The sequence below is a fragment of the Lutimaribacter saemankumensis genome, assembly GCF_900100005.1.
Classification (GTDB): Bacteria; Pseudomonadota; Alphaproteobacteria; order Rhodobacterales; family Rhodobacteraceae; genus Lutimaribacter; species Lutimaribacter saemankumensis.
The window spans coordinates 21860-46448 of record NZ_FNEB01000013.1 but is presented as its reverse complement, the minus strand read 5'-3'; the positions used below and the strand labels follow the sequence as shown (position 1 = coordinate 46448).

Genomic DNA, 24589 nt, shown 5'->3' with positions numbered 1-24589 from the left:
AGCCGCTTCAGCTCTTTCAATTGATCTACGCCCATTCCGCCATACTGCTTGCGCCAGCGATAGTACGTCTGTTCAACAACGCCGATCTGTCGGATTGCGTCGAGACGGGACATGCCCTGTCCCATCAGCACCTCAACCTGTCGTAACTTCGAGACAATCTCTTCGGGTTTGGGTCGCCTGTTTGCCATTCTCGGTCCTCCGTTTCCTAAACATAGTGGTGGACCAGTTCAGTTGGGGAGGCTCATTCAGGTTTCGCCGGGGTTCCGATTGTGTGTTGTCGTTTCCTCGCAATCCGCGCCGGCATGACCGTCGCGCGGCGCTCAATCCTCAAGGAGAGGTTCCCCATGCGCAAGCCAAAGCAATCGAACAGCAGCACCTCTTTGTTTCGCAACACAAGGCTGGCCATCGCTGCCCTTGCCCTGGGCGGTCTGGCCGCTTGCGATGGTGTCATCGTGGCGGGCCCCCGTCCCGGGCCCTCGATCGTTGTAGGCGTTCCAGATACTTGCGTTGAAATCCGGGATCCGGGGCTGCGCGCAACGGTCATGACGCGGCTCGAGCCCGGGTTCCGCGGCCCGAAGCGTGGTGGCCGCCATGTATCTCTACGCGAGTATCTGCGTACGCATCGGTACCGGGTGTATGACTGCGGCACCATTTGGCGCGTGGTTTTCGTGGCGACACTTTCGACGGTGGAACCGGATTACATCATTCTCCGAAAGGACGGGGTGATCATCCGGCAGTCGTTCTGACCGGTTGCCATGGTTGCGCCCTCCTGTCGTGAGGGCCAGCGCGTCCAACGTCTGTGCCGGCAACGGCCCGGCGAAGTTCGTTTGCGCAATAGGCTGCGAATTGGCGAGGCCGATTCCCCGGCGAAGCTTGACCATCTCAATGCTATCGGTCATTGCAGCCCACACGCCCGCAAATTGAAAAACGAACCCCGGACGCCTCAATGATTCCAGCATGGAAAATCAAACGCGAACTGAAGCGTATAGTCATGCAGATTGCGAGTATTCCGTGGTTCGCGATCTCGCCCATCGCCAAGCGCCACTACGACAGGAAGAAGGAACAATACATCACGGTCACCGAGGGTCGGCTGCCGTATTCGACCGATGTTGCAATACTCTTGATCTTTCAGCCCAGCGGGTTGCTGGACTCGACTTTTCACACGCTGGATCACTTCAAGGCGCGCGGGATTGCTCCGCTGGTCGTTTCCAACGCGCCGCTCAGCGAGAGCGACAAATCCCGGTTAAGCCATTACGCCTGGAGGATCATTGAGCGTCCCAATTTCGGATACGATTTTGGCGGATACCGGGATGGTATTCTGTATCTGCTCGATGCGGGCCATGAACTCACGCATCTTTATGTGATGAATGACAGCATCTGGTTCCCACTGGAAGACGATAGCGATCTGATTGACGAAGCGCGGCAAACGGATGCCGATCTTTTCGGGTTCACGCTGAACAACCGGGTTCGGGGGGATCACAGGCGCCATATCCAGTCCTACTTTTTCGCATTTGGCGGAAAGCTTGTTGGGAGCGCTGATTTCGAGGCGCACTGGAGGGGTCTCTTCCTGACGAACAACAAGAATCTTGTGGTGCGGCGCTGCGAGATACCGATGACCGAAGAGTTTCGAAGCCGTGGATATTCGGTGAAGTTCCGCCACACATATGCCGACGGGGCAGAGGCGTTGAAAGCACTGGACAACGCAACGCTCAAGCGCATCATCGAATACCAGATACGCGTCGATACCGGTAGCGCGCCCCGCCTGGAGCGCCACCTGAAAACCGACACCCTTGACGATGCATGGCGGGCCGGTGTCATGGAAGACGTGGAGCGCGGCATATTCGAGAAGTACTTCCTGGTGATGCATCCCGAGGTTCTGATCCGCCAACTCCATTCTCCTCTCCTCAAGAAGGATCGGCAGGAAATTTATCAGTTGCAGCGCAGGGAACTGATTTCATGCGGTCTGGATGAGAATTTTGCCGACGTGGTGCGCGACGAGATACGACGTTGGGATGCGAAGTGAAGACGATGGGTGGCGGATTGACAACGGAATTTGCTAAGCTCCACCTAACCGCCCAAAAGTCAGATTTGATTATTAAGGCAGGGCTTCGATATGTGGCCTTCGTGATCTATTCCTTTGCCAACCGCATCGTTGGCAGGCTCGCGTCACGGAGCTGAGACACCGCACAAGAATGCATATATCGGACCAGGACGCCCTTGAATGAGTGGATATTGCGAGAGCCTCAACTAATGCTTCCGGGACGGGGTAGCCAATGGCGATGCTTTCTACATCCAGCGCGAAACACAGATCAACATCTAAGAATGCAAGACGCCCTGCAGCACTAGGAGACCACACATTTCACTGGGCTACCGCACATCGGCTCTGGAACCCACCATCCCGATGGAAGCCAGACCCATCTTGCAATAACAATCAAACTTGATAGGTCAGGTAGACATGCGAAATGGGGACAAAGAGCCACATTTGCATTTGCTTGAGCGCTAAGAGAGAAGGTCAACTAGTGCAGCCTCGAACAAAAAGACTCTTTTTACACGTTGGGCATGGGAAAACCGGCACAAGTTTCCTTCAAAATGTACTTGTATTAAGCCAGGATAACCTTCTGGAAGACCACATCCTATATCCAACAGACGTTTCCCGTGAGTCTGCGAACTTTGGAGAAGTGACCTCAGGAAACGCACGCCATATTTTTGAGAGTCTCTCCAGCGTAGATGAGTTTCTTTCAAGTATTGAAGAGCGTGAGAGCTCTATTCTTTTGTCAAGTGAATTTTTGTTTTTGCATTTTCCGGATATACTAAAGGAAGAGGGTAGTGCTAGAGAGTTGTTTAGCACTCTAAGGAGGCATGGTTTTGAACAGATTGATGTTTTACTTTTTATTAGAGACCCAATTTCATTCGCAGTGTCAGCTTGGCTCCAATTGATTAAGTCGAATAGAGGTCAGTTAGACCTGTCCGATTTTTTATCTACTACAACTGCCCGTTATCCATCGCGCGTTCGCCGCTTCATTGAGATTTGTATCAATCATGATTTAGTAAGCCTTACGATCTTGAACTATTCGCGAATAAAGGAAAATCAAATTAGTGCTCTTTCGAGTTGGCTTGGAGTAAATGAGTCACGCTTTGTTATACCTTCAAACGTTAAGGTGAATAGATCTTTAACTGGCGGTGAGGCTTGCATAATTAAGTTGTTGAATTCTTCCGGTGCGCATTTTGACGGCCACGTTGGAAAGGAGTTAGCCTCTCTGTTACCAAATGTTCCTTCGTCCGGTGTTACTTTTCCATTGGAACTGCAAATTGATTTTCTCCATTCGATGAGGCAGGATATTGATTTCGTGTCGAATTTCACTGGCATAGAGCACGCGTATCGTGACGATTTAATAGAAGACGCAATGGACGTTTATTGTTTTAGTAAAGAGCAGTTGGAAATAATCTCAGAATATTTGATAAACCATGCTATTCCGGGCAGTCATTTTCAGCAAAAAACGACAATCAGGCATAAACTAAAGTCCATTATCTCCAAGCGGTTTTCTTCGAAAAAGTAAACTACGAAACGTATATACTATTACCCGCTTTTCTCTTCGTGCGAAAATGCGATATCTCATGATCTCAGTTGGCGACACTTTTAGGGGGTCAAAATTGCCGTGTGTCAAAAAGCGAACAGAAGAGCTAAAAAATGAAACGCATAGTATCCATAGCGACTAGGGTCTGAACTTCGGTAACGGGGGCGTCCCGGTCAAGCCGTTTTGCGCAAAACAATAGATCCGCCATAGCGGTTCCTTTGATAATTTTTGGTGCCCGCCCTGGCTTTTGTCGCGGCTATTGGCTGAGGTCCTTCGGGTACATGCTTCGGTTCGTGGTCAGCGCGGCGGCTGCCAACATGATGCTGGTTCGATGTAATTCCGATGAGCCCATCTCATAGGCGTGCTTGACTTGTGTCAGCGACAGTCCAAGCCACGGCATCCTCGGAACCACGTCCCTGCGGGACGTCGGAAGCCTACGATCAATCAGGCAAGGGGTGATGTGTCATCCGGTCAGGCAAGGTTCGGCGCGGCATCTGGCTGGAAGGTCGTGTTATCGATCCAAATCCGGTGAAGTATGACAGCGATGCGGCGTGCGATGGCGACCATCGCGATTTTACGACCGCGCCGCTGCGCGAGCTGGGCTCCCCATGTTCTCAGCCATGTCGATCGGCCGCGGTTCATCATGACGGTTGCTGCTTGGCACAATGCTCGCCTCCGCGAGGCCTTGAAAGACAAAGTGATACAATCCTGCATCCCAGGCAGGAAGTCGCGCGGCAAGCCTGTCAAATATGACAAGCGCTGCTACAAGCGCCGCCACCGCATTGAGATCATGTTCGGGTGCCTGAAAGACCGGCAACGGGTTGCCACATGATACGATCACTGCCCAGAAGTCTTCTTCTCGGCCATCGCTCTAGCCGCAACCGTTATTTTCTGGTTATGAGGCCTGAGCCTAGACAAGGTTGCTCTGATACTTCGGCCTAAACCGGGAAACTGAGCTGGTAATCCTCCCCATGGTTAATGGGATGCGGAAGTAGAATTTTCTCGGCAGGATGAACGAGGAGATTCCGATGAAGAAGAGCCGTTTCACCGAAGCCCAGATCATGGGCGTGCTGCGCCAGGCGGAGGGCGGTATGCCCGTTCCCGAGCTGTGCCGCGAGCACGGGATCAGTAGCGCGACGTTCTACAAGTGGCGGGCCAAGTATGGCGGCATGGATGCGTCCATGATGAGCCAGATGAAGGCGCTGGAGGACGAGAACCGGCGGCTGAAGCGTATGTTCGCCGATCTCAGCATGCAGGCCGATCTGCTTCGAGAGGCACTGGGAAAAAAGTGACGCGGCCAGCTCAGCGCCGCGAGCTGGCCGAGAAGGCGGTGGCGACGAAGGGGGTCAGCATTGCGCTGGCCTGCCGGGCGTTCGGCGTCAGCGAGACCTGTTTCCGCTACAGCCCGAAGCGTGACGAGGAGAACGAGTTGATCGCCGAGCTGCTGATCGGGCTGACCAATGTCCACAAGACCTGGGGTTTCGGACTGTGTTTCCTGCACCTGCGCAACGTGAAGGGGCATGTCTGGAACCACAAGCGGGTCCACCGCATCTACTGCGAGCTGGAACTGAACCTGCGGATCAAACCCCGGCGACGGCTGAAGCGGGAGAAGCCCGAGGAACTGGCGGTGCCGGAGGCGCCCAACCTGGTCTGGTCCATGGACTTCATGGCCGATCGCCTTGCCGACGGGCGACAGTTCCGGCTTCTGAACGTGCTGGACGACTTCAACCGTGAGGGCCTGGGCATCGAGGTCGATTTCTCGCTGCCCGCCGAGCGGGTCGTCCGGTCCCTGAACCAGATCATCGAATGGCGCGGCAAGCCTTTGGCGATCAGGGTGGACAACGGCCCCGAATATGTCAGTTCAACGCTGACGATCTGGGCAGAGAAGCAGGGCATCGCCCTGACCTACATCCAGCCCGGAAAACCGCAGCAGAACGCCTACGTCGAGCGCTACAACCGGACGGTCCGTCATGAATGGCTGGACCTCTACATCTTTGAAACCATCGAGGAGGTGAACCAGATCGCAACTGAATGGCTATGGACCTACAACAACGAACGCCCCAACATGGGCATCGGCGGCGTCACACCCGCCATGAAGCTGAAAATGGCCGCGTAAGTTCTACAGTCGCGCCCCGTCAAAACGGGGAGGATTACCAGCTGTCGAACTACTATTTTGGCTTGGTTCTCCTGTTGCTACTTGTGGAAAAAACATCCATCAAGAAGCCCTGCTACTTTTAACTATGATGTGCACAGATGGAGATCGTCCAAATATGGAAAAAGGGCTGATGGAAATAGTCGAGAGCGGCCACGAGAAGGTATCCGACAAATGGGCGTCCTATCTTCCGTTTTACCAGAAGCATTTATCTCCCTTTCAGGCCAGCCCGGTTAGATTGCTGGAAATCGGAATACAGAATGGTGGCTCACTTGAAGTTTGGTCGCAATTTTTTCCCAAAGCTGAGATCATAGTTGGATGTGATATTAATCCAAAATGTGGGTCGCTTACATACGACGATCCGCGTGTGCGGGTGTTTGTAGGTGATGCTGGGACCAAGATCGTTAAAGCAAAAATCTCTAAGGCTTCAGAATATTTCGACATAATAATCGATGACGGGTCACATAAATCGGAAGATATCGTGAAAGCATTCTCACTTTATTTTCCTATGCTGAAACCTGGAGGTGTCTATATCGCTGAGGATCTCCACGCGAGCTACTTCGAAGACTACCAAGGTGGCACTGAGGCGCCGTACTCGTCGCTCAATTTCTTTAAGCGTTTGACGGATTACGTAAATCGAGAGCACTGGGGTGCCGATGTGCCAGAGAATACCCTTTTAAGTTATTTTAGTAAGCATTGGGCCGTTGATTTCGACTCAAATTCGCTTGATTGTATTACTGAGGTTATATTTTCCAATTCACTTGTTCTGGTTCGCAAGGGGCATCCCGGAGACAATGCGCTTGGTCACCGCGTCGTCTCCGGGACATCAGCGCTGGTTGATGAGAGCATCAAAAATCTCGACCTTAGCGAACCACTTAAGCGCAACGAAAGCCGGAACCCTACGGGCCCGCTCAGTATGCGCCTTGAAGCTTATCCCGGTGAGGCCCGACGCCTTAGCGCCGCCTTAAAGGCGACTGCCGACGAACTCGAAGAAAAAAAGAGTGAGCTTGCCGCAGCCGTGGAAAAGGCGATAGCCGTGCGCGTGCAAATTGAAGAGATAGCCACGCCTCGGGAGCTGCTAAAAAACCTATTCACCACTTTGCAGTACAAAATTTTGCATGGTCTGAGCAAGTCGCGGCCGATCGTCTCAAAGAGGGCTGCGGCGCGTTTTGCTAGGAGTGCGGCCAAACGGGATCCCTCTCGCTTAGAGCTAACCCCGACGTTGTCGGATCAGCTATTGCCGATTATGGAGTCTGGGTTTTGGGATGAACGCTGGTATAGGGATCGCCACTGGAGCGAAATCGAAACCGCAGCAAAGCGCGATAAAAGAATCCTCTCCCCCTTAAATCATTATATCATTGAAGGCTGGAAAAATGGGTACGAGCCGTCGGACTATTTTCCGATAAAGCGTCCTGCGGATTTGGAAAAAAATCCAGTAACCCATTTTATGGATACGGTACGACACAATGGATACCAATTTGAAGAAAACGTTTGGAATCCAAAGCCGCAGGACATCAGCGATTATTGGTTGTATAGGGAAAGTCGGGAAGCGAAGCGCGTTATTTATACTTGTATAGTGGGCCATTACGACGACTTAATTCAGCCCAAGTATATCGATCGATCCTCAGACTACGTTTGCTTTACAGATAGACAAGATCTCCTTGAATCTAAGGAAGTCGGTGTCTGGAAGATTCGCCAGCTCGAAAAAACACTCGAAAATGCAACGCTGACTAACCGCTGGCACAAGATGCATCCGAGCGAGCTTTTTGCCGACTACGAGGAGAGTCTCTATGTAGATGGCAATATCAACGTGCTCACTCCCTACATCTTTGAAGCCATCGAGAAGAGAGGCGCAGAAATGCTTTTGCCTCAGCATTTTTCGAGATCCTGTATCTCCGAAGAATTGGACGAGATCGTCAGAACCGGTCGGATCGATGAGAAACAGGCTCGCCTCGTGGACAACATTATTCAAAAGGCCCGTTCCGACGGTTTTCCAACGAATTGGGGGTTGACCGAAAACAATGTAATCTTCCGTAAGCATCACGATGCCCGGATAAAGTTGCTTATGCAAGAGTGGTGGACGTTGATCGAAACGGTGGCTCCCAGAGACCAGGCCCATTTCTGCTTTCTTCTCTGGAAGCACGGCTTCTCGTTTCCAAGCATTACATTCCCGAATTGTCGTAGCCTCTACAAGGACTTTGCTGTGGTGCGTCATAACACTCCAGAAGAGATACAGTTGCGGAAGGTAATTGAAAAACGAATTGAACCCATATTCGATGACGGTGCGGTGGCGATTGTCTTGTCTTGCAACGAAGCATTCGTAAATTTCCTTGACGTCCTTCTGGCATCCGTTGTTGCAAACAGCTCGAAAGAACGGAATTACGATATTATCATCCTAACTCGCGATGTGACTGATACCTCGAAACAGCGCATTCAGGACAACTACAGTTCAAATGAAAATATATCTATTCGATTTTACGACATGACACCTGTCTTGGCAGCACTTACCAACATGGATTTGCATATCGAAGGCTATGTACCAGTCGAGACGTACAATAAGATTTTCCTCAATGATATTCTTAGAGGTTACGAAAAGGTGGCTTATATCGATACTGATATCATTTTAAATCGGGACATAGCTGACCTATATGATATCGATCTGTGTGGTAGAGCAATAGGCGCGTCCCCTAACGTTGCCAATATCCACGCCGCTAATGCAGGCAAAAAAATAAAGAGCCGAGACTTCTACGCGTATCTTCAAAAAGACCTAGGCATCTGGAATGTCGACCGGTATTTTCAGGCGGGTATTCTGCTTGTGGACCTATCTCACCGAAACACCCAAAAATTGTTTCGTAAGTGCGTAGACAAAATTAAGGAGATTAATCAGCCAGTATTTTTCGATCAATGTATCTTCAATAGTGTTTTTTATGGAGATGTCTACTATTTGTCGACAGAGTGGAATACAGTTTGGTATCTTCAAAACTATTCTCATCTTCGCTCTACTGTGCCTGAGGACTTGTTCTTCGATTATGCAAGGGCGTTCAACAAACCATCGATTATTCACTTCGCCAGTGGTGACAAACCGACTAACAAGACAGATTGGCGGCTCGGCGAATATTTCTGGAAATATGCGGTCCAGACCAAAAGCAAAGATGCACTACTTTCGTCGCTTTCGGATGATCAGCGCCAGTCTCCGCAAGTCGTCGGTGCAATTTCAGGGCTAACAGTAATCCCGGAGATGATCCGCATACTTGTTCATGTGCATTTATATTATGAGGATCAGCTTCCCTTCATGATGGAAGCTATTTCCAGTTTTCATGATTTCCCAAGAGATGTGTATTTTACGACCCACAAAGGCTCGAAAATCGACAAGGCCGCCGTTCTTGCGGCAGAGCCGGGGTGCAAGTTTATCGAACTACCGAACCTCGGATACGATATTTTTCCGTTCATCGAAGTGTTACGCAGGGTGAATCTCTCACAATATGATTATATTCTGAAGCTTCACACCAAGGCCCCTCGGACTACAGAACAGGGAGATGTCTACGGGATTGATGTCCCGGGCTACACTTGGCGCGATGAACTTGTGGGCGCTTTGGCCGGCTCACCGAAAATTGCGAGCGCCAATATTGAGCGCTTGCAAAAGGACAAGACGATCGGCGCACTTGGTTGCGAAGACTTCATATTTAACACTCACGACAATAACGAGGAGAATAACTATAAACTGAAGGAGTGGCGATCCTATATTGGTGTTCAGTCAGGAAATAGGTATATCGGTGGAACCATGTTCTTGGCCCGCGCTTTCCCTTTCGAGCATTTCAAGAAACTCCACAACAAGCCGGAACTCTTCAAAGGAGATTCCATGAGCACGAAATCTCATAATGATTTTGCGCATGTTGTCGAACGCCTGTGCGGCATTGTCATCGAAAATGAGGGCATGACAGTGCAAGGATGCTAAGTGTTTGATCCCACGGTTTGATGTGGCGCTTCATTCGGCGGAGTAGAAGTAGACACTATTGGACAAGTTCGTCACGGCTACGCCACGACTACGGGCGCCAACCCGGCAGCAACACAGCGATTGCAAGCTTCGACCGCTGCGCTGAGTCGGGAACTCGGGCTCAATCCGAAGACCGTCGTGAATTGGTGCAACCGCGAGACGGTCGAGGCTCTCACGACTGGGCCCAAGGAGCCTCGGCCCTCCGTTCTCAACGAGGCTTAGCAAGCAATGGTCGTTGCTTTTCGGCGTCACACGCTCTTGCCGCTAGGCGAAAGCCTCTATGCCCTTTGACCTGCTGACCTGCCCCCCGCGAAATCCCTCATCATGATGTAGAGTCTGCCCAAGCTTGAAGGAGCAGACGAATGCGAAAGAGCCGTTTTACCGAGGTGCAGATTATCGGGATGATCAAGGAGCAAGAGGCGGGCATGCCGACGGCCGAAGTGTGCCGTCGTCACGGGCTGAGCCCTTCCACGTTTTACAAGCTGAAAGCCAAATACGGCGGCATGGAGGTGTCGGAAGCCGTCCGACTGAAGGCGCTGGAAGACGAGAACACCAAGCTCAAGCGCCTGCTGGCCGATACGATGCTCGACAACGTGGTCCTGAAAGATCTTCTGGGAAAGAACTGACGACGCTGACCAAGCGGCGAGAGGCAGCGCTCAGAGCGATGCGGGATCACGACATCTCGCAGCGCCGGGCCTGCCGGCTTGTCGGTGTCGATCCAAAGACGGTCCGGCGCGAACGCCCGCCGGATTGCCCGAGATCCGCAAAGAGATGCAGGAGATTGCCGGCAAGCGACGTCGGTTCGGCTATCGTCGGATCGGCGTCCTGCTCGAACGCAAGGGCATGATCATGAACCACAAGAAGCTGTATCGGCTTCACCGGGAGGAAGGTCTCTCGGTGAAGCGACGACGTGGCCGCAAACGGGCCCGCGGCACACGCACACCGATGCCGGAGGCGGCGCGCCCAAATGCGCGGTGGTCGCTGGACTTTCTGTCGGACAGCTTTGGTGCTTCACGCAAGTTCCGCATCCTGGCAGTGATCGACGATTGCTGCCGCGAAAACCTGTGCCTCATGGCCGACACCAGTATCTCGGGAGCCCTTGTCGCCCGCGAGCTGGATGCGCTGGTGAGGGTCTACGGAAAACCAGGTTGCATCGTCAGTGATAACGGCACGAAGTTCACAAGCCGGGCCATCCTGAAATGGGCCGACCAGAACGATGTGCCGTGGCATTACATCGACCCAGGGAAGCCACAGCAGAACGCCTTCATCGAGTCGTTCAACGGCAGCCTGCGCGACGAGCTATTGAACGAGGAGATCTTTGACACCCTGAACGATGCCCGGCGAAAGCTGGCGCTATGGCGATATGACTACAATGCCGTCAGGCCGCATTCGTCGCTCGGAAACCAGACGCCACTGCAAGCGCGCCGAGCGCTTGAGCAATTTGAGGGCTCCGCGCCCGGCGCGCTTGCCCAAACCGAAACCCATGATTATCAAGATCAAACCCGCAGACTCTCGTTATGAACGAGGGACCGAAGGGGGGCAGGTCACCTGGACTCCAGAGCCGGGCAGATTTACCATCAATCTGAACTACCAGATGCCGGGACTGAACATCGATAGAGTTTCTAAGATGAACTCACCTTGAATTGGGCGCGAAGATTTCTCCCGTCCATGGTGTAGCAGCCCGACGTGTCTTATCCAGTTTGATTCTTATTGGATCATGGGGCTTGGCTTCCATCGGGATGATTGTTTCCGGAGCCGATGTGCGCTAACCCATTGAGCTTTGTTTTCTCCTGCTGTGTGGAGCCTCTGACGCAATACCGGGTGGGGACGGGTGCGTCGTTCCAGGCCCGATCCTTGGGTGCGTTGGATTATCGTGCCCGTCGCATGAAAATCCTGATGGTCTGGCGAAATGTGCTGTTGGCGCGGTGGGCGGATGCAACGACCTATGGGCTTTCTCACGACCATCCCGTGATGCAGGACATTCAGGACGAGCTTTTCGACGTTGAAACGCGCCTGCTTTTCTGTGGGGGCGGTGACGCGGGTACTGCCTTTCGCAAAGCTCTGGCAAAGCCCGGGCGCTTCCTTCGCACGGCCGCGTCAGAACTCAACCGGCATCGCCGCAAGCGGGTCTGACTGCTGCAGCGATGCTTGTGCGCCAAGTTGACTGGTGATCGTGCAACAGAGTGCCACACAGACGAGATGCGCATGTTCTGTTTGCATCCCCTGCCTACTGGGGTAGGAACGCGCAGATCAACATGACGGGAAGCCCATGTCCGTTTCAATGCTTTCGACCTTTGTCAAACCGATGCACCCGGAGGGCCGGCGCTTTGTCGCGATTGCGGCGGGCATTGCCGTGCTTTTGTTTTTCCTGTGGGAGCCGCTTGGCTGGATCGGTGTCGGCCTGACGATCTGGGTCTATTACTTTTTCCGCGACCCAGAACGGGTCGTGCCCATGCGGCCCGATATCATGGTGTCGCCGGCGGACGGTGTGGTGTCGATGCTTGAACCGGCCGTGCCGCCAGCCGAGTTGGGCCTGGGCGAAACCGAGATGCTGCGCGTTTCGGTCTTCATGTCGGTTTTCAATTGCCATGTGAACCGGCTTCCTGCCGAGGGGCGGATCGAAAAGGTCGCCTATCGCCCCGGGAAATTCCTGAATGCGTCGCTCGACAAGGCGTCGGTCGATAATGAACGGAACGGTATCACCGTCGCCATGGCCGATGGCCGGCGTTACGGTGTCGTTCAGATCGCGGGGCTGGTTGCCCGCCGCATTCTGTGCTGGTCGAAAGAAGGCGACACGCTGAAGCGTGGCGACCGTTTCGGGTTGATCCGTTTCGGATCGCGACTGGATATCTACCTTCCAGACGGCGCCACGCCGATGGTGCGCATCGGGCAGACCATGCTGGCCGGCGAGACTGTCATCGCCGATCTCTCCGGTTCATTGCACGAGTCGTGACCGATGGACGATAACACGGGCGAAGACACATCCAACGGCCAGCAGAGACCGGTTTCGGTCCTGATGCTGGTGCCCAACATGGTCACGCTGGTCGGATTGAGTTTTGGCCTGACGGCTATCCGTTTCGCCATCGAGGGCAGTTTTGCGACGGCGGTGTTCCTGATCCTGATGGCTGTGATTGCGGACGGTCTCGACGGTTTGCTGGCCCGTCGGCTCGGGGCGTCATCGCTGTTGGGGGCGCAGCTTGATTCCCTGTCGGATTTCCTGTGTTTCGGTGTGGCGCCGGTAATCGTCGTCTACCTGCTGCACCTGTCCGAAGCGGGCGGGTTCGGTTGGGTTGCCGCGCTTCTGTTCGCGGTCGCGACAAGTCTCAGGTTGGCGCGGTTCAACGTGATGTCGGGCCAGGCGGATCCGGGGGAGGTTCCGACCCGTCACCTTGTGGGCGTCCCGGCCCCCGGTGGGGCCCTGCTTGCCTTGCTGCCGGCGTTCCTGGCGCTGGCGAACGTGATCGAGCCGCACGACGCACATGTGATCGTATCGATCTGGCTGTGCTGCGTCAGCGTTCTGATGATCTCGACCCTGAAAACGATCTCTCCCAAGGCCCTCAGGGTGCCGCCGCGCCTGATCGTCGTCATTTTCCTTTCGACGATCATCCTGATCGGGTTGAGCTTTTTCCGCCCATGGTTCCTGCTTATCGCGCTGGACGCGGTGTATCTGATGACGATCCTCTACGCGCTGGTGCAGGCGAAAGGCAGGCTGTTCGCCTGATCCAACCGTCGGCACAGCTACAAGGCGGGGGCCCGGTATAGGCCGGGAACCAGCCCTTCGGCCAGCGCTTTCAACCTTTCAGGCGGTGTGCCGGCCGGCTGCGGCGGGCCATAATGCACGTCATAGCGCCCCCCCAATTTGGCCAAAAGTTCGGATACGTAGCGCAAGGACGCCACCATGCGTCCGAAATCGTCGTTGCCGCCGGACATGGCGCGGGCCAGCCGTCTGGTTCGGTAATACTGGTGCGAGTTTCTTAGATTTGCTGATGCGGGCACGATGGGTGCACTGCAGGCGGCAGACATCCGGGTGATGCCGCTGCGCCAAGGGGGCTCGATCAGATACCCGTCGGTCATGCCCGGCACGCGACCCGATCCGAAAACGAGCAGCGCGCCGCCATCGTGAAGATGGGCCTGCATGCCCGCCCGCGTCTGGCGGGCGGTCAGCACGTTGTCCTTTCGATCGAGATCGACGGCAATGATGCAGTCCCGCCCCAGAAACCTTTCAGCCTCGCGGTTGGCGACAACTTTCAGGTCCGGCCGCCGGTCCAGCAGAGCCCCCGCATGAGCGATGAAATCGAAAGTTCCGATCGGATGCGTCGCACCGATGACCACGGGCCCCTGCGCCGGTACGTTTTCAAGCCCATGCGGTATGATCTGCGTGCCGCCGTTCATCGCCAGCAGCGCCCGCACCAGTTCGGGGCCGGTACGCCCGTCGAGTTCGATCAATACGCGCTCGGCCTCTTTCAATGCGAAGAACGCATGCCCACCAAAGCTGCGGCTGAAGAAATCGACCATTCCCATGACCCGCCGCAAAGCGTTCAGCCGAAAATCCGCGCCTTCCGGTATGCGCAGTCGTGCACGCAGCAACTCGTCCATGGGATTGTCGTTTTTTCTTTTCGTCACCGGCATTGCCCCTGCGTGCGGAATTGGGCCGCACTGCATCAAAAGTTCCCCTCGGGAGTATTTTGCTTGTAAAACAGGCTATCGCAACGTCGAGACGCAACAGTTCGACGATTATGGGAGGGAGCGGCGATATGAACACTCCGGCGGCGGCTGGCATCGACGAGGTGATGCTGAACTTTTCCCCCACAAGCTTGCAGATACTCAATGCCGTACTTGCGGTCGTCATGTTTTCGATCGCCATCGACCTGAAGCCCGACGATTTCAAGAAGATCGCCCATGCGCCCAAGCCATTGCTGACCGGACTGTTCTCGCAGTTTGTCGTGTTGCCGGCGCTTACGTTCTGCCTTGTTCTGATCACGGCGCCGCAACCGTCCATCGCGCTCGGGCTTATCCTCGTGGCGGCGTGCCCCGGTGGCAACATTTCCAACTTCATCACCCACCGTGCGCGTGGCAACGCGGCCTTGTCAGTGTCGATGACGGCGTTTGCCACGGTCGGGGCGATCGTTCTGACCCCCTTGAACATCGCCTTTTGGGGCAGTCTCTACCCGCCGACCCGCGCAATCCTTCAACGAACATCGATCGATCCGGTATCGGTGGCCATCACGGTCGGCGTGATGCTGGTGTTGCCGCTTTGCCTTGGCGTTCTGCTGAACATGCGCCGACCGGACTTGACCGCGCGGTTGCGTACACCGCTGCAATACGTGTCGATGGGTATATTCGTGGCATTCGTCGTGCTGGCGCTTGCGGCGAACTGGACGCTGTTCCTGCAATTCGCGGGGGCGGTTGCCGTTCTCGTCTTTCTGCATAACGCGCTTGCGCTTGGTGCGGGCTTTGCCACGGCGTCCGTCATGGGATTGTCCGATTTCGACCGCCGCGCGGTGATGATCGAAACCGGTATTCAGAATTCGGGGCTGGGGCTGATCCTGATCTTCGGGTTCTTCAGCGGCTTGGGCGGTATGGCCGTCGTCGCAGCATTCTGGGGGATTTGGCATGCGATTTCCGGCATCGCGCTGGCCGGCATGATGGCGCGCACGCAACCCGCCTGATCGAGCGTGTTCCCTTGAAACCGCTGCATCGGAGGCCCATCTTGCCCGAACCGGCATGCGAAGTGGAAGTCGCGGTTGCAGGTATCAATCGTCAGGCGCCAGGCCGCAGGGGCCCTATCCCGAGATGGCTGGTTCAGGTGTCTGATTTGCATCGACTGTCCCCCACAACCTTGCTAGATACGCGGGACCAAGAAACGGTTAGGCGAGTTGAATGGCGTCGCTACTGAAAAACTGGCTGCCGGCTTTTACGAAGAGCGCGCGGGATAACAGCCTTTTGTGGCGTTTGTTGCGCGACAGTATCCCCGAGCACAAGAACAGATACTTGCTGGCCGTCATGGCGATGATCGTCGTGGCCCTCACGACCGCCAGCACCGCCTGGCTGATGGGGGAAATCGTCGACTCAATGAACGACGCGGACAACCGGGCGCGTGTCTATTGGGTGGCGGCGGCTGTTGCGCTGACCTTCATGTTCAAGGGGCTGGCGTCTTTCGCGCAGGCGGTGCTGATGGCGCGTGCGGGCAACAGGATCGTCGCCGAGAAACAGACCACCCTGTACAATCGCCTGCTCAAGCAGGGGGTCGGGTTCTTTTCCACGACCGAGTCTTCCGACATCCTGATGCGCGTGACGAACAGCGCGCAACGGGCAAGGTCGGTTATCGATGTCATCGTCACAAGCGTCGTGCGTGACAGCCTGACGCTGATCGGCCTGATCGCCGTGATGGTTTATCAGCAACCCGTTTTGTCGCTGGTCAGCCTTGTCGTTGGTCCGGTTGCCATGTTCGGGGTGCAAAAGATCCTTGCGCGTGTGCGTGAGGTGATGAAGCAGGAACTCAAGAGCATCGCCGAGATCATCAAGGTGGTTCAGGAAACTGCAACCGGCGTCCGCGTGATCAAGACTTTTTCGCTGGAAGGCGTGATGAGCGACCGTATGGATCAGGCGGTGCGCAATGTCGAAAAGCGCAACAACAAGATCGTCCGGCTGGAAAACGCCACCGCCCCCCTGATGGATACGATCACTGGGCTTGCGATCGCATCGGTCGTGGTTCTCAGTTCGGTCAGCCTTTTCGGCGGGCAGCCTGCTTCACCCGGTCAGCTGATGTCTTTCGTGACGGCGTTTCTTATGGCCTATGAGCCCGCCAAGCGCCTGATGCGTATGCGTGTCACGATCGAACACGGCATGGCTGGCGTGCGCATGATGTTCGAGCTGCTCGACAAGCCGATCACTCTTCTCGAGGCGGAAAACCCGGTGGAGCTGCCCGATGGTCCGGGGCATGTAAAGTTCGACAAGGTCGGATTTTCGTACACGGACGGAAAATCCATCATCCGTGACATGACCCTCGATTTCCCCGCGGGGAAAACCACGGCGCTTGTCGGTCCGTCTGGGGGCGGCAAGTCGACCATCCTGAACCTGATCCTGCGGCTGTACGACCCGCAGGAAGGCACCATTCAGATCGACGGCGTCGACATCAAGACGGCAAGTTTTGCAAGCCTGCGGGAAAAGATTTCCTATGTCGGTCAGGACACGTTCCTGTTTTCGAACACGGTGGCCGAAAACATCCGTATCGCGCGGCCGGATGCGACCGACGAAGAAGTGGTCGAGGCCGCCCGCGTTGCGCATGCCGACGAATTCATCCGCGACTTGCCGAACGGCTATGAAACGAAGATCGGTGAAAACGGTGCTTTCCTGTCCGGTGGACAGCGGCAGCGCCTGGCGATTGCGCGGGCGGTTCTGAAAGAGGCGCCGATCCTGGTTCTGGACGAGGCCACAAGCGCGCTCGACGCGAATTCCGAAGCTTTGGTCAAGAGTGCGCTGGAGCGTGTAACCGAAGGCCGGACCACCATTGTGGTGGCGCACAGGCTGTCCACGGTCATCCACGCGGATCAGATCTGCTATCTCGAAGACGGGCGCGTCGTCGAACGCGGCACACGCGACGAGCTTTTGGCCAAGGGCGAAAAGTTCAAGGATCTTTACGAAATGCAGTTGCTGGACTGACGCGTTCTGATCATTTCTGGATTTCAGATGCGTCTGCCGCCCATCTGCAATTCACCGGTAGTCAGCACCGGAGCGGCGTCAATCTCTTCGGCGTCAAGCATCGTTGCGATGCGTTCCAGCGCTGCGACGAGCATGGCTTGCTCCCAGTCCTCGAGCGCCTCGAAGGAGCGGACGAATTTCTGCTGCAGGGCATCCGGCGCGTTTACCAGGGTTTCGTGACCTTCCGGTGTGATCGTCACGTTGGTTTGACGCCGATCCGTTTGTGATGGCACGCGGCATACCTGGTTGCGGCTGACCAGTTTGTCGACCAGCGCGGTTATGGTGGCCTGGCTGACGCCCATCTGCTTGGCCAGGTCTTTCGGAGTTGCACTGCTTTTTTCATCGACGATTTGCAGAACGCGCAGCTGCGCTGGCGTAAGCCCCGCGGAATGAGCAAGCTCGCGCGCGTACAGTTCGGTCGCGCGCAGGATACGCCGCAGGGCGATCAGGCTGTCGTCGGTTCTGTCCATCAAGTCCTCCGCATTGAGAGGTATCATCTCAAGTTTTGTCATATCCTTCAATCGCCTAAGCATTCCTTTCTTGGTGCATCGGATTTCTAAGGTCATCAAATTTACACAATTCACAAAAATAAAGCAAATTTCCGGGAAAAATGGCAATATTCGGCCTTTCTTTGAGAATTTTACTTTGTGACTTGAAATAGTTTGCTTGCTGGTTATTTTAACAATCGAACAAAACAAGCGAGGGAACTCGATCCGATGCCGAAAGATGTGACACCGCCCCGAACGCGTATGCCCCGGCTGCGCAAACCCGAAGCGACGGACGGGGCCGAAATCTGGGAGCTGGTGCGCAGCTGCAAGCCGCTCGATGAAAATTCGATGTACTGCAACATCGTGCAGGCGGAGCACTTTCGCGACACCTGCGTCGTTGCCGAGATGGATGGCGAAATCGTGGGCTGGATTTCCGGCCACATGATCCCCAACCAGGACGCGTTTTTCGTGTGGCAGGTGGCTGTCAGCCCCAAGGCCCGCGGCCTGGGGCTTGGCAAGAAGATGCTGCATCACCTGATCGAACGCGAAGAATGCGACGGGGCGGCCTGCCTCAAGACCACGATCACGCGCGACAATGACGCAAGCTGGGGCCTGTTCCGCAGCTTTGCCCGGATGATCGGTGGCGATCTGAGCGACGAGCCGCATTACATCCGCGACGAACATTTCGATGGCAAGCACGCCACCGAGCACATGGTCACGATCGAGTTTCCCGAAGAGCTGGCGAAAGCCGCCTGATCGCGACCCTACAATCCCAAACACGAGGATATTCCCATGCCGACTGACAAGTCAGCCGACAACACAGCTATTTTCGAACGCCGCGAAAGCGAAGCACGTTCTTACTGCCGCGGCATGCCCGCGATGTTCACCCGCTCGCAGGGCTCCGAGATGTTCGATGCCGATGGTAATCGCTACATCGACTTCCTGGCGGGCTGTTCTTCGCTGAATTATGGCCACAACGACCCGGATATGAAGGCGGCGCTGATCGAGCATATCCAGAATGACGGTATTGCCCATGCTCTGGACATGCACACCGAACCCAAGGCCGCATTCCTGGAGGCGTTCGAGCGCATCATCCTCAAGCCGCGCAATTTTGATTACAAGGTGATGATGACTGGCCCGACCGGCACCAACGCCGTTGAATCGGCGATGAAGCTGGCCCGCAAGATAACCGGCCGCAAGAACATCATCGCCTTCACCAACGGCTTTCATGGCATGACCATGGGGGCGCTCGCGGCAACCGGTAACGCCGGCAAGCGTGGCGGTTCCGGCATGAGCGCGCTGGATGGCGTGACCCACATGCCCTACGAAGGCGCATTCGGTGATGATGTCGATAGCCTCGCGCTGATCGAACAGATGCTCGACAATCCGTCGAGCGGCGTCGATGCCCCGGCTGCCTTCCTGATCGAGCCCGTTCAGGGCGAAGGCGGGCTGAACGCGGCCAGCACCGAATTCATGCAGGGCATCGCCCGCATCGCCAAAAAGCATGGCGCGCTGTTCATCGTCGATGACATCCAGGCGGGTTGCGGCCGTACCGGCACTTTCTTCAGCTTCGAAGAGATGGGGATCGAACCCGATCTTGTGCCTCTGGCCAAATCCTTCGGTGGGATGGGTCTGCCCTTTGCGGCCCTGCTGATCAAACCCGAACACGACATCTGGAAGCCTGCCGAACATAACGGCACCTTCCGTGGCAACACGCATGCCTTCATCACGGCGCGTGTCGCGCTGGAAAAGTTCTGGGCCGACGACGCGTTCCAGAAAGAACTGGCTGAAAAGTCGGTCATGCTGACCACAGCATTGCAGCAGATGGCCGAACTGATCCCCGGTGCGACGCTGAAAGGCCGCGGCCTGATGCAGGGTGTCGATGTCGGTTCCGGTGACCTTGCGGGCGATATCTGCGCCCGTGCCTTCGAAAAGGGCCTGGTGATCGAAACATCGGGCGCCCATGACGAGGTGGTCAAGGTTCTGGCCCCGCTCACCACGTCGCCCGCGCTTTTCCGCGAAGGGTTCGATATCCTTTTCGAGGCGACGCGCGAAGCAACGACCAGCATGAAATTGGCAGCGGAGTAAGCAGAATGATTGTCCGGGATTTCGACGACATCACCACGAACGAAAAAGACCGCGTCGTATCGGACGCACAGTGGACATCCGTGCGGATGCTGCTGGCCGACGACAAGATGGGATTTTCGTTTCACATCACCGTGCTCGAAGCCGGTTCGGAACACACGTTCCACTACAAGAACCACTTCGAAAGCGTCTATTGCATGCAAGGCAAGGGCTCGATCACCGATCTGGCGACTGGTGAAACGCACCAGATCAAGCCTGGCACGATGTATGCGCTTGACCAGCACGACAAGCACACGCTGCGCGCCGAAGAAGAACTTTGGATGGCCTGCTGCTTCAACCCGCCCGTGACGGGCAACGAGGTTCATCGCGAAGACGGCTCGTACGCAGCGCCCGAGGAACTGGTGGATTGAACCATGACCCATACGGTTGAGAAAATCGGCGGGACGTCCATGTCCCGCGTCAACGAACTGCGCGATACGCTGTTCATCGGTGATCGCGAAGGTGCCGACCTGTATGGCCGCATCTTCGTCGTGTCAGCCTTTGGCGGCATCACCAACCTGCTGCTGGAACACAAGAAAAGCGGCAAGCCGGGTGTCTATGCGCAATTCGCGAATGCCGACACCGATCATGGCTGGCACGAGGCGCTGGACCGCGTGGCCGATGCGATGGTCGAAGCGCACCGCGCGGTTCTGGACAGCGCGGCGGATACCGAGCGCGCGGACGAATTCGTGCGCGACCGGATCGAAGGGGCGCGCAACTGCCTGATCGACCTGCAGCGGCTGTGTTCCTACGGGCATTTCCGGCTGGCCGAACACATGCTGCAGATCCGCGAATTGCTGTCGGGTCTGGGCGAGGCCCATTCCGCCTTCGTCACCACCTTGCTGCTGCAGCGGGCAGGGGTGGATGCGCGGTTGGTCGATCTGTCCGGATGGCGCGACGAGGGCGACGTGACCCTGGAAGAGCGGATCGAGACCGCGATGAAAGGCGTCGATCCGATGACCGAGATGCCGATCGTGACGGGGTATGCCCAATGCGCCGAAGGGTTGATGCGTGAATTCGACCGGGGCTATTCCGAGGTGACGTTCTCGATGATGGCTGCCCTCACCGGCGCGCGCGAGGCGATCATCCACAAGGAATTTCACCTATCGTCGGCCGACCCCAATCTTGTGGGACAAGACGCAGTGCGCAAGCTGGGCCGGACGAATTACGACGTGGCGGACCAACTGTCTAACATGGGTATGGAGGCGATCCACCCCAAGGCGGCCAAGACCTTGCGCCAGGCCGACGTGCCGCTGCGTGTGACCAACGCGTTCGAGCCGCATGATCCGGGCACCCTGATCGACGATCAACCCGCAGATGAGGCGGCAGTCGAGATCGTGACCGGCCTCGACATCATCGCGCTCGAAGTGTTCGAACAGGACATGGTGGGCGTCAAAGGCTATGACGCGGCGATCCTCGATACGCTGACGCGCCATGATGTGCGTATCGTGTCGAAAGTGTCGAACGCGAACACGATCACGCATTACGTCGACAGTTCGCTGAAGACGATGCGCCGCGTGGAAAAGGATCTGGCGGCCAAGTACCCGTCTGCCGAAATCAGGTCGCGGACGCTGTCGCTGGCCTCGGCCATCGGGCGCGATCTGCGCGGTTTGTCGGTGCTGACGCGCGGTTTGCAGGCCATCGCCGATGCAGGCCTGGAATCGATCGGCGCGACACAGGGGCCGCGCAACGTGGATGTTCAGTATATCCTCGACCGCGAAGACCTGAAGCCGGCGATCAAGGCGTTGCACAGCGCCTTTATCGAAGACCAGGCGCGCGAGTTGCCGCGCGTGGCGTGACCGCGACTGCAGTCATGTGACTTTCGCCCCGGCCAAAGCGCCGGGGCTTTTTTATCGGGACGCGGCGTAGCGCTTTTCCTCGGCGAAATAGTCGTCGAACCCGATCCGCGTCTTCAATTCGTCGAAACTCATCAACGTATCGGCGGCGGGCGTGCCGGTCTTGAAGGCTTCGAGCGCGTCAGCCATCGCCTTCATCGCGGCGGCCATAACCGTCAGCGGGTAGGCCGCTATCTTGAAACCCAGCTTTTCCAGCTCTGCCGGCGGCAGGGCGGGCGTCAGGCCGCCTTCGACGATATTGGCCATGCAAGGCCCGTCGATCTCGGTGCAGATGCGGGCCATTTCCTCGACATCGCGGGGGGCCTCGACGAACAGGATGTCGGCGCCGAGGCGGCGGAATTCCTGCGCGCGGGCAATCGCCTCGTCCAGCCCGTGTTCATGGCGCGCGTCGGTGCGGGCCAGGATCAATATCTCGTGGCCTTCGGCGCGGGCGTCGGCGGCGGCGCGGATGCGCTCATAGGCTTCGTCACGGCTGACCACGGATTTGCCCGCGGTGTGCCCGCAGCGTTTCGGCGATACCTGGTCTTCGATCATCACGCTGGCGAACCCGGCCTGGGCAAAGCCGCGCACCGTGCGCTTGACGTTCAGCGCGTTGCCATAGCCGGTGTCGCCGTCCCCGATTACCGGGATCGACACGGCGTTGCAGATATTGCGGCCCTGGTCCAGCACCTCGGCATAGGACATCAGGCCGGTATCCGGCATACCCAGCCGCGCGGCCGCGGTGGCAAAGCCCGACATGAAGGTCAGCGGAAAGCCCGCCTGTTCGATCAGCTTCGCTGACAGCGGATCGAAGCAGCAAGGCATGGTGATCAGGCCGGGTTGCGCCAGAAGGGCGCGCAGGGCATCGGGGCGGGATTGGGTCATGTCATCAGTCTCAGAGTTTGAAGGGAATATAGAGCGCGAGATCGGGCCAGATATAGAGCAGCGCCACCATCACCAGCATCAGCGCAAGAAACGGCAGCGTGCCGCGCGACACGTCGCCCAGCGTGGATTTCGTCACAGATTGTATGACGTAAAGGTTCAGTCCCACGGGCGGGGTTATCAGCGCGCATTCCACCATGATGACCATGTAGATGCCGAACCAGATCGGGTCGAACCCCATGCCCATCGCGGCAGGCAGCAGCACCGGCGTCATGATCAGAACCATCGACAGCGCCTCGAACACGAGACCCATCAACAGCAGAACCACCGACACGATCAGCACCAGGCCCAGCGGGGAGCTGACCACATCCGACAACATCATCGAGATGTCCTGCGGAATGCGGTAGAGCGTGATCGCCTTGCCGAATATCTTGGCCCCGCCGATGATCAAAAGGATCGCAACCGTGGTCGCCATGGAATCCACCATCGCTTCCCACAGGGCCTTCCATGTCAGGCTGCGCAGGATCACCGCCGTGATGAACAGCGCCAGAGCAAAGCCTATGGCCGCGGCCTCGGTCGGGGTGAAGGCGCCGGTATAGATGCCGCCAAGGATCACCAGAGCCAGCAGGAAAGACGGCGCAGCGCGCATGCTGGCGCGGATGCGTTCCTCCCAGCTGACGGCAGGGACGGGGGTGTAGTCCTGCAGAAACCGTGCGGATACGATGGAATAGACGATGAACAGCGCGATCAGCCCCAAGCCCGGACCGATCCCCGCCATGAACAGTGAAATCACCGATTCCTCGGTGACGAAGCCGTAGATGATCAGCGGGATCGACGGCGGGATAAGGATGCCCAGCGTGCCGCCTGCGGCCAGCAGGCCATAGACGAACCGCTTGTTGTAGCCGCGGTTGATCATTTCCGGGGCGGCGACCGTGCCGATCGTGGCCGCTGTGGCGACCGAACTGCCGGAAATGGCGGCGAAGATGCCGCAGGACAGGATCGTCGCCACCGCCATACCGCCGGGCCAGTGCCCGACCCAGGCCTGAACGGCGGAAAATAGGTCGCGCCCGACGCCGCCTTTCAACAGGATGTTCGACATCAGCAGGAACAGGGGCACCGCCAGTAGGATGAAGCCGTCCAGTGTCGACAGCATCGCCTGCGGCGCCATGAGGGGCGAGAAACCACCGAAATAAAGCATTCCGAGGCCCAGCATCCCAAGGGCAAAGGCCACCGGAACGCCGATCAGCAACAGCGCGAACAGCGCGACGAGGATCGTCAGGACGGTCATTCGCTGATCCTTTCCTCACCGGGAAGGTCGCCCTGCGCCGCACGCCACAGGCAGGCGAGGGACGAGATGGCCAAGATCGCAAAACCGGCAGGGATTGCCGCCTCGGGAAGCCAGGCGGGCATGTCCAGCATGGTCCCTGTCGTGCGCCCGCGTTCGAAACTGTCAAAGAAGATGTCCCAGCCGTAGATCACGACGACGACCGAGAAAACCAGGACGACCAGCAGCGCCAGGATTTCGGCAATCTGCCGTCCGCGCGGGGGCAGTTGGGCGGTGACGGCCGTCACGCGGATGTGCCGGCGCTGGCTGAGCGCCCAACCCATTGCAATCGGGCAGGCCCAGATCAGGAACAGCTGGCTCAGTTCGGCCGCCCAGATCGTCGGCGCGTTAAAGAAATAGCGCGCTACGACCTCGTAGGTCAGCATCACCCCGGTGCCGGCCAGCAAGACCGCCGCGATCCACGCTGTCGCGGTTTCGATCCATGAAATCAGACGCATTCCCACCCCCGTTGCGAAAGACACCGCCCCGCATGAGCAGCGGGGCGGTGTGCAGG

Annotated in this window: 20 protein-coding genes and 4 pseudogenes; 17 read left to right on the top strand and 7 right to left on the bottom strand. The window is 56.8% G+C overall.

The window, feature by feature from the left end; translation table 11 throughout:
- On the bottom strand, positions 1-188 hold a 188-nt coding region (locus tag BLT50_RS17600; protein ID WP_139170485.1), incomplete at its 3' end, for a transposase.
- A gap of 156 nt (positions 189-344) precedes the next feature.
- Here BLT50_RS17600 and BLT50_RS17595 point away from each other — a divergent pair.
- The 3 genes from BLT50_RS17595 to BLT50_RS19110 all read left to right on the top strand — a co-directional run bounded on the left by BLT50_RS17595 (position 345) and on the right by BLT50_RS19110 (position 3557).
- The gene (locus BLT50_RS17595) at positions 345-746 is read left to right on the top strand and encodes a hypothetical protein (protein ID WP_139170567.1); all 402 of its coding nucleotides are present in this window, start codon (positions 345-347) and stop codon (positions 744-746) included.
- A gap of 200 nt (positions 747-946) precedes the next feature.
- On the top strand, positions 947-2023 hold the full coding sequence (locus BLT50_RS17590; RefSeq protein WP_090030412.1) for a rhamnan synthesis F family protein: 1077 nt from the start codon (positions 947-949) through the stop codon (positions 2021-2023).
- A gap of 469 nt (positions 2024-2492) precedes the next feature.
- Entirely contained in the window at positions 2493-3557 is a 1065-nt protein-coding gene (locus BLT50_RS19110; protein ID WP_139170566.1) for a hypothetical protein, read from the top strand.
- A gap of 489 nt (positions 3558-4046) precedes the next feature.
- On the opposite strand, the pseudogene BLT50_RS19795 reads toward BLT50_RS19110, so the two are convergent.
- Positions 4047-4169 (bottom strand): annotated as a pseudogene (locus BLT50_RS19795) (IS110 family transposase); the annotation flags it as partial.
- Positions 4170-4251: 82 nt separating this feature from the next.
- Here BLT50_RS19795 and BLT50_RS17575 point away from each other — a divergent pair.
- The 8 genes and pseudogenes from BLT50_RS17575 to BLT50_RS17540 all read left to right on the top strand — a co-directional run.
- A pseudogene (locus tag BLT50_RS17575) lies at positions 4252-4476 on the top strand (transposase); the annotation flags it as partial.
- A gap of 127 nt (positions 4477-4603) precedes the next feature.
- Positions 4604-5691 (top strand): IS3 family transposase gene (locus tag BLT50_RS17570; RefSeq protein ID WP_090030429.1). Its coding sequence is split into 2 segments (ribosomal slippage): positions 4604-4853 and positions 4853-5691, totalling 1089 coding nucleotides; the frame shifts between segments, so codons are not numbered across the junction.
- 154 nt (positions 5692-5845) lie between these two features.
- Positions 5846-9682 (top strand): glycosyltransferase, encoded by a 3837-nt coding sequence (locus BLT50_RS17565; RefSeq protein WP_175491523.1) that lies wholly within the window; start codon positions 5846-5848, stop codon positions 9680-9682.
- A gap of 57 nt (positions 9683-9739) precedes the next feature.
- Positions 9740-10009, top strand: a pseudogene (locus tag BLT50_RS19790) (IS481 family transposase); the annotation flags it as partial.
- Between the two features lie 74 nt (positions 10010-10083).
- Positions 10084-11242 (top strand): annotated as a pseudogene (locus BLT50_RS17555) (IS3 family transposase).
- Positions 11243-11605: 363 nt separating this feature from the next.
- Positions 11606-11854 carry a hypothetical protein gene (locus BLT50_RS17550; RefSeq protein ID WP_090030403.1) on the top strand — a complete coding sequence of 83 codons (249 nt, stop codon included), beginning with the start codon at positions 11606-11608 and terminating at the stop codon, positions 11852-11854.
- Positions 11855-11990: 136 nt separating this feature from the next.
- A complete protein-coding gene (locus BLT50_RS17545; protein ID WP_090030401.1) occupies positions 11991-12674 on the top strand; it encodes a phosphatidylserine decarboxylase in 684 nt (227 codons plus the stop codon).
- A gap of 3 nt (positions 12675-12677) precedes the next feature.
- Positions 12678-13442, top strand: a complete 765-nt coding sequence (locus tag BLT50_RS17540; protein ID WP_090030398.1) for a CDP-alcohol phosphatidyltransferase family protein — start codon at positions 12678-12680, stop codon at positions 13440-13442.
- Positions 13443-13459: 17 nt separating this feature from the next.
- Here the strand turns inward: BLT50_RS17540 and BLT50_RS17535 are convergent, their stop codons facing one another.
- Positions 13460-14344: a 1-acyl-sn-glycerol-3-phosphate acyltransferase gene (locus tag BLT50_RS17535; protein WP_139170565.1), complete on the bottom strand. Its 885-nt coding sequence runs from the start codon at positions 14342-14344 to the stop codon at positions 13460-13462.
- Between the two features lie 131 nt (positions 14345-14475).
- Here BLT50_RS17535 and BLT50_RS17530 point away from each other — a divergent pair, with 131 nt between their 5' ends.
- Positions 14476-15390 carry a bile acid:sodium symporter family protein gene (locus BLT50_RS17530; protein WP_090030426.1) on the top strand — a complete coding sequence of 305 codons (915 nt, stop codon included), beginning with the start codon at positions 14476-14478 and terminating at the stop codon, positions 15388-15390.
- A 286-nt stretch (positions 15391-15676) separates the two neighbouring features.
- The gene (locus BLT50_RS17525) at positions 15677-17383 is read left to right on the top strand and encodes an ABC transporter ATP-binding protein (protein ID WP_342706711.1); all 1707 of its coding nucleotides are present in this window, start codon (positions 15677-15679) and stop codon (positions 17381-17383) included.
- 23 nt (positions 17384-17406) lie between these two features.
- On the opposite strand, the gene BLT50_RS17520 is transcribed toward BLT50_RS17525, so the two are convergent.
- Positions 17407-17892 carry a MarR family winged helix-turn-helix transcriptional regulator gene (locus BLT50_RS17520; protein WP_090030424.1) on the bottom strand — a complete coding sequence of 162 codons (486 nt, stop codon included), beginning with the start codon at positions 17890-17892 and terminating at the stop codon, positions 17407-17409.
- Between the two features lie 246 nt (positions 17893-18138).
- On the opposite strand from BLT50_RS17520, the gene ectA reads away from it, so the two are divergent.
- Genes ectA through BLT50_RS17500 form a run of 4 tightly spaced genes read left to right on the top strand, consistent with a single transcriptional unit; the run spans position 18139 to position 21833 of the window.
- Positions 18139-18666 carry a diaminobutyrate acetyltransferase gene (gene ectA / locus BLT50_RS17515; protein ID WP_090030391.1) on the top strand — a complete coding sequence of 176 codons (528 nt, stop codon included), beginning with the start codon at positions 18139-18141 and terminating at the stop codon, positions 18664-18666.
- 36 nt (positions 18667-18702) lie between these two features.
- The gene (gene ectB, locus BLT50_RS17510; protein WP_090030388.1) at positions 18703-19998 is read left to right on the top strand and encodes a diaminobutyrate--2-oxoglutarate transaminase; all 1296 of its coding nucleotides are present in this window, start codon (positions 18703-18705) and stop codon (positions 19996-19998) included.
- A 5-nt stretch (positions 19999-20003) separates the two neighbouring features.
- Positions 20004-20405, top strand: coding sequence for an ectoine synthase (locus BLT50_RS17505; protein WP_090030385.1), 402 nt, complete (start codon positions 20004-20006; stop codon positions 20403-20405).
- 3 nt (positions 20406-20408) lie between these two features.
- Positions 20409-21833: an aspartate kinase gene (locus BLT50_RS17500; RefSeq protein WP_090030383.1), complete on the top strand. Its 1425-nt coding sequence runs from the start codon at positions 20409-20411 to the stop codon at positions 21831-21833.
- A 51-nt stretch (positions 21834-21884) separates the two neighbouring features.
- On the opposite strand, the gene BLT50_RS17495 is transcribed toward BLT50_RS17500, so the two are convergent.
- Genes BLT50_RS17495 through BLT50_RS17485 form a run of 3 tightly spaced genes read right to left on the bottom strand, consistent with a single transcriptional unit; the run spans position 21885 to position 24533 of the window.
- Complete coding sequence (locus tag BLT50_RS17495) at positions 21885-22754, bottom strand: isocitrate lyase/PEP mutase family protein (RefSeq protein ID WP_090030381.1); 870 nt, start codon at positions 22752-22754, stop codon at positions 21885-21887.
- A gap of 10 nt (positions 22755-22764) precedes the next feature.
- Positions 22765-24039, bottom strand: coding sequence for a TRAP transporter large permease (locus BLT50_RS17490; RefSeq protein WP_090030379.1), 1275 nt, complete (start codon positions 24037-24039; stop codon positions 22765-22767).
- Positions 24036-24533: a TRAP transporter small permease gene (locus tag BLT50_RS17485; RefSeq protein WP_090030376.1), complete on the bottom strand. Its 498-nt coding sequence runs from the start codon at positions 24531-24533 to the stop codon at positions 24036-24038. Before BLT50_RS17485 ends, BLT50_RS17490 begins: the two co-directional genes overlap by 4 nt.
- Positions 24534-24589: the final 56 nt, after the last annotated feature.